Source organism: Gluconobacter sp. NFX36, assembly GCF_049887835.1.
Taxonomy (GTDB): Bacteria; Pseudomonadota; Alphaproteobacteria; order Acetobacterales; family Acetobacteraceae; genus Gluconobacter; species Gluconobacter japonicus_A.
The window spans coordinates 1-5,302 of record NZ_JAGEKJ010000037.1 but is presented as its reverse complement, the minus strand read 5'-3'; the positions used below and the strand labels follow the sequence as shown (position 1 = coordinate 5,302).

7 protein-coding genes are annotated in these 5,302 nt (G+C 50.3%); 3 read left to right on the top strand and 4 right to left on the bottom strand.

Annotation, left to right across the window (positions count from 1 at the left end; genetic code table 11):
• On the top strand, positions 1-192 hold a 192-nt coding region (locus tag J4P41_RS15565; protein ID WP_426067824.1), incomplete at its 5' end, for a hypothetical protein.
• Here J4P41_RS15565 and J4P41_RS15560 read toward each other — a convergent pair.
• Positions 162-263: a transposase gene (locus tag J4P41_RS15560; protein ID WP_426067823.1), complete on the bottom strand. Its 102-nt coding sequence runs from the start codon at positions 261-263 to the stop codon at positions 162-164. The genes J4P41_RS15565 and J4P41_RS15560 overlap by 31 nt on opposite strands.
• 356 nt (positions 264-619) lie before the next feature.
• Between J4P41_RS15560 and J4P41_RS15555 the strand changes: the two genes are divergently transcribed.
• Positions 620-1,018, top strand: a complete 399-nt coding sequence (locus J4P41_RS15555) for a VOC family protein (protein WP_426067822.1) — start codon at positions 620-622, stop codon at positions 1,016-1,018.
• 201 nt (positions 1,019-1,219) lie between these two features.
• On the opposite strand, the gene J4P41_RS15550 is transcribed toward J4P41_RS15555, so the two are convergent.
• From J4P41_RS15550 to J4P41_RS15540, 3 genes are all read right to left on the bottom strand, one after another.
• Positions 1,220-1,645, bottom strand: coding sequence for a hypothetical protein (locus tag J4P41_RS15550; RefSeq protein ID WP_023941649.1), 426 nt, complete (start codon positions 1,643-1,645; stop codon positions 1,220-1,222).
• A 131-nt stretch (positions 1,646-1,776) separates the two neighbouring features.
• Positions 1,777-1,971, bottom strand: a complete 195-nt coding sequence (locus tag J4P41_RS15545) for a hypothetical protein (RefSeq protein ID WP_426067821.1) — start codon at positions 1,969-1,971, stop codon at positions 1,777-1,779.
• Between the two features lie 471 nt (positions 1,972-2,442).
• A complete protein-coding gene (locus J4P41_RS15540; protein ID WP_426067820.1) occupies positions 2,443-4,602 on the bottom strand; it encodes a tail fiber protein in 2,160 nt (719 codons plus the stop codon).
• Positions 4,603-4,834: 232 nt separating this feature from the next.
• Between J4P41_RS15540 and J4P41_RS15535 the strand changes: the two genes are divergently transcribed.
• Positions 4,835-5,206, top strand: coding sequence for a hypothetical protein (locus J4P41_RS15535; protein WP_426067819.1), 372 nt, complete (start codon positions 4,835-4,837; stop codon positions 5,204-5,206).
• The last annotated feature ends 96 nt before the right edge of the window (positions 5,207-5,302 follow it).

Below are 5,302 nucleotides of genomic sequence, written 5' to 3'. Positions count from 1 at the left end.
CGGCGATGGACCGTGATCTGCTCAAAACGCAGAGCGAAAGTCACCCCGGAAACCCTCAATCAAAGCGCCAAAAAACTAAAATCATCAGACAAGCGCATCAACAAACAGTTCTTCGATCCCTCCAGGTACAACAGGGTTGGCAGCAAGGCATCCCATACGCCCTATTCAGCCCAACGCCGGAACCTGACATAGACCGAGTTCCATTTTCTGTAGCGCTCATGCATGTCCCGCCACGGACAACCCGTGCACAGGACATACAACATGCCATTGAAAACCGCCGGTTGTCTCCGGATGGTCGTGCCCAACGGCCACGCTCGGGTAGCAAAAGCGGACCAATCAGCGCCCATTTACGATCCGTGAGATCCCCTCGTTCCATCCCCACTCCACCTTATCGCCTTCGTTGAAGCAATCGGTGAATCAGATCTCACGCAGATCTTATAGACCTTTTGTCAGCGTGACCTAAAACAGAACCGTCATAAGAACTATGACCCATTATAAAGTCTTTGCACTAGCATTATAAAGTCTTTGCACTAGACGGTTTATCAGGGCCATCGTGTTAGACATCGAGAGATCGTGGCATTACCGCTGATCGGATCATGTTTTGAGAAAGGCAGAGCAAATGGAGCAGGCGTCAGGAGATATCTTAGGGTTCCACCATGTCGCTATAATAGCGTCCGATTATCAGCTCTCTCGGCATTTTTATGTCGATGTGCTGGGTTTTGTTGTCATTGCTGAAAATTTTCGCGCCGAGCGCAACTCTTGGAAGTGCGACCTGAAGATTGGTGATGCGCAAATCGAACTTTTTTCCTTTCCGGAGGCGCCCCCTCGGCTATCGCGTCCAGAAGCTTGCGGCCTACGACACTTGGCTTTTCGTGTTCAGGACGTAGCCGCAAAGGTGGAACACCTTAAGAGCCATGGCGTGGCCTCAGAACCAGTCCGAACAGATCCGTATACAGGCCGGCTCTTCACTTTTTTCTCAGATCCAGACGGCCTTCCTCTAGAACTCTATCAGGTTTGAGAACTGTTTATGCGTCTGGCTGCTGTCGCTTCACTGGTTTTCGTTCTGAGTGCCTGTTCTAACGGTTCACACAGGCCTCCGAAGCACGAAACGGAGGCCTGCATGAACTATAGAACCATGATGACCGCACCGATGCCGCCAGACGCTATGCAGCGGCTTCAGGAGAAGTGCGCGGCCTCGCGGCGATGAAGTGACGAGGACCTACCAGCCCCAACCTGGACCAAATCCATAGCCCGGTCCGAAGCCGCCGCCCCAAGGGCCCCACTCCCCCCAGTTCCACTGAGCGTCCTGATAATCCTGTGCAGCCATTTGCTGTTCATCAGCGATATTCTGCTGTTGCTGATAGGCCTGATATCGTCCGTATGCCGTTTGATCGCCAACGTACAGGCAGCCACAGACTGTTGGATCAGCGTAAACGTAGCTCACCGTGTCACCGTGGATACGGCGGACAAAGTGGTGAGCAGGCAGCTTCTTGAGCATGGCAATTCTCTGCGGGGTCGAAGCGGGCTTGAGCTGAAACCCCGCAGCGGCAAGGTGATCTTCCTTTTGGGCCACTATCTGCTGTGGAGATTCACAAGCAGACAGAGCGGTGACGCAAATGAGAGATGCCAGCAAAGCTTTTTTCATATTGAGACCCTCCAATAAAGGCGCAATGGCAACACATGCCTGAGAGAATACTCACACGCTTCGTCAGCTCAGTCCTATGAAAATATATTGAAAAACCTTTTATGAAAGACTGCCACGAAGGGCGGTACTTCCTAAGCCTTAATGCTCAGCGCCGGATGCAGACAGCAGACCACCTGAACCATCCAGCAAAGATAGCGTGACTTTCCTGCGCACCAGTCAATAGACGAAACCTCACGATTGCTCAGAACACACCGGTCATCCGCGTGTGGCACACCGTGCGCCAGAGTAGAAAACGGCTCAATTCGCGTCACCTGGCGTTTAGACACTCTAATATCCTCAAAAGGTAATTCTCTGCTTTTTTATAAAAATCGTCCCTGAGAGGCCTCTCTAATGTGCTGACCTGGAGCCATCGTCATTGGACAATAGCGCCTCCTGGAAAGTTGGTTTCCATCGTCTCTGCCATCTTCGGCGAGAGAATTTTCACCCCCCGCACGGGCCCGCAATCCTTTATCGATGTCTCGGCGGCTTTTTTTGGGAGGGGGGGAGCAGAATGTCCGGTAATCTAAGAGAGGCGTTTGAAAACGGACGTCTCCGCTAATCGAGAGCAGTCCATGAACTACCATACGGATCGGCTTTGCCAATATCGTCTACAACATGCGCCGCTTCTTCTTGCTGGAGAAGTTGAGCGGCGCAGCATAGCAATACAACGGATGATGATTTTCAATCAGCTCAAGACACAAATGGGGAACCATCAATCAGTATAATAAAAGCCCAAAATCATAGGTCAGGCATATCAATCAACAGCTCTTCGATCCCTCCACTTGCACTGTCACAAGGTCGGCGTAACTATCCGAAGCTAGGTATGGACCCGCACTGTGAACCTGAAGCGCCATGATCGCTGTGCTGCCAACTGACCGAGAACAAAGCGGTAGCAATGCATTTCCATTTGTCCAGCGCATCGCACCATTTTCAATAGTGTTCCAGCCAGACAGGTCAGCGTCCTGCAAATGGGAAATTAACGTCGTCGTTGTATCAGATTCAAAAAGCTCAATATAACCAACTACCACACCAAGCATACGACGATCATCCACAAAAGGACCGATCACATCGCAGGGACGACTGGCATTGGACAGAATCCGAACAGACCTCACGCCAGCAGGGATCTTGAACATGACCCGATCTTTCACCCTGCGGATAGGATGAAGCAGCCGCCCGGTTTCGGTGACGAGACGCAACCCATCTTCGTGTGTCAGAATCGGAGCTTGTGACCGACCCGCATGCTCGACGCGATCGGCTCGGGACTGAAAGCTCCGAAACAGAGGTTCAACAAAATGACGCGAAACCTCGAGTGGGGCCGCTGCATCATCCCAAGTTAAATTACGGCTCTGCCTCATTGAGACAACCGGGCCGTTCTGCTTGAAGGCAAACCGGTTGCCGGTATCGAGGTAGCTTTCAGTTAATACGCCATCGGCCATAATAACAGAGTGATCCTCTGTCTCCACATGATAATAATCGTAAGATGCTATGCTTTTATCGAAAAAAATCGACCGTCCATTGACAAGCATGCGTACTGGAACGAACCGACCATCCAGAAATAGACAATGTTCTGATGTAATCAGCATATCCTTGTAGGGAACGTTGTGTGCAATCGCCCCTTTCAACAGACGCACCGGATAGCCAGCTTCATCATCCGGTAGACCTGAACGAACGACAGCACGCGATTGCCCCACCCACGTCACCTGCCTGATGGTGCCCTTGGTCATGTCGTCATCAAAGGCAACAATGTGATCGCCGATCTGGATCTCTTCTACGGGAATATCGCCTCTAGCCGTACGTATACGGCTTCCTCGGCAAAAGCAGGCGGCATCAGATACGCTCAGAATGGCAGTGTTGCTTCCGTAAGTCTCCCCAAAACTCTGAGACCCGCCGCTTCCGGCGACAACTGTATCTGAAAGATTTGGAAGGGCAAAATTCGAAGAACCATTACCGCCGTAAGTGGTACCCAAAAGGGAAAAAAGCGCCAGATTTTGAGAAATGGGCAGCAGTGCACCATTCGCCAATACCCACCCCTGAGGAATGGAGGCTGCTGATCCCGCGTAAGCACGAATTTCGCCCATGACGGGACCACTATCGCTACCTGAATTAGGAAAAGCACCGCTAATACAGATAATGTAATTTAGTGCGAGCCCGGGAGCACGATTGTCAAAAGACGTACCGCTGCCCCCATCAGACACGGGGACATTCGCATCACTCAGTGAGACTGTCTGCTTTCCCACGACAGCCCCCAGTCTTAACGTGCTGGATGTTCCGATAATGCTGCGTCCAGTCAGATTAGGTAGCGCAAATGTTGTCTGTCCATTTCCGCCATAAGTGGTACCAATAACCGCAAATAACTGGGGATATTTGGCGATAGAAACTAGTTGTCCTACTGCCGCGAGAAACTCACCACCCGCGATCGCTGGTGTTGATCCTGCGAAGGCATCTACTTCTCCCACGAATCCCAGTGACGACGGATCGCTTGCTACGCGAATAACATAATTGACGCTCAGAGAGGGTTGAGCGTTATCCACTGACTGGCTGGTGCCACCCAATAATGACGGAAACTGCTCTTCGGTCAATGTGGTTTGGCTTTCGCCAGTCACCTGCCCCTGATCCATGCCATTCTGGCTTCCTATTTCTACTTTTCCTGCCAGATCCGGAAGAGCGAAATTTTCATAGGCATTACCACCATATGTAATTCCGAGAAGAACAAATAGCGGAGTGTTGGACGCGATAGAAAGAATCTGTCCCTGACTTTTCAAAGTATTTGATACCGACGCGCTATCAAAAGCGAAAGTTCGAATTAGTCCGATCGGCATACCCGAAGCATTTCCGTACTCTGGATAGCTACCGTTGATGACAATCGCCTGCGTCAGCGTTATGGTCTTCTGATTATTATCAAATGTTCCAGTAGTCATGCAGATACCCGCCTTTTATACTTTTGGTTATCGTATTTTTTATGAAAAAAGGCCATATATTTAAATATACCCATATGAAATTTAGCGTTTCCATAATACACAACCCCAGCTTCGGTCTCTGCCTCATAAAAAACAAGCCGAAACATGAATCTCACCAAAAATGCGACAAAGGGATTTCCTTCATCCAGCAGACCTCTAAAGATAACGCCTGATTATTTTGTTGGGCATTTGTATGACATACGCTGACTTCGCACCCTTCGATCACAATACTGCACCAACCTACACAGTCGATGATTTAATGGCACTGCCGAGCTTCCTTCAGTGCCTGAATTTCTGCAACCAGCAACTTCTGTCGATCCACAGGCAAATGCCGCGAGAGGTCCGTTATGTCGCTGACTTACGCCGCTGGGTTATGACCCACGGCGCACTTGCATTGCATTTTTCACACAAGATTAATCCGGATCTTCCGCCGCTCACGGCAACTAATCTTTTCCGTGAGGTTGAACATACGGGAATAGCCAGCCCCAATACGGTCACGAGTTATCTGAAAGAAATTCATGCGCGAGGCTATATCACCTGGAGGGATCGAAGAACTGTTTGTTGATGCGCTTGTCTGATGATTTTAGTTTTTTGGCGCTTTGATTGAGGGTTTCCGGGGTGACTTTCGCTCTGCGTTTTGAGCAGATCACGGTCCATCGCC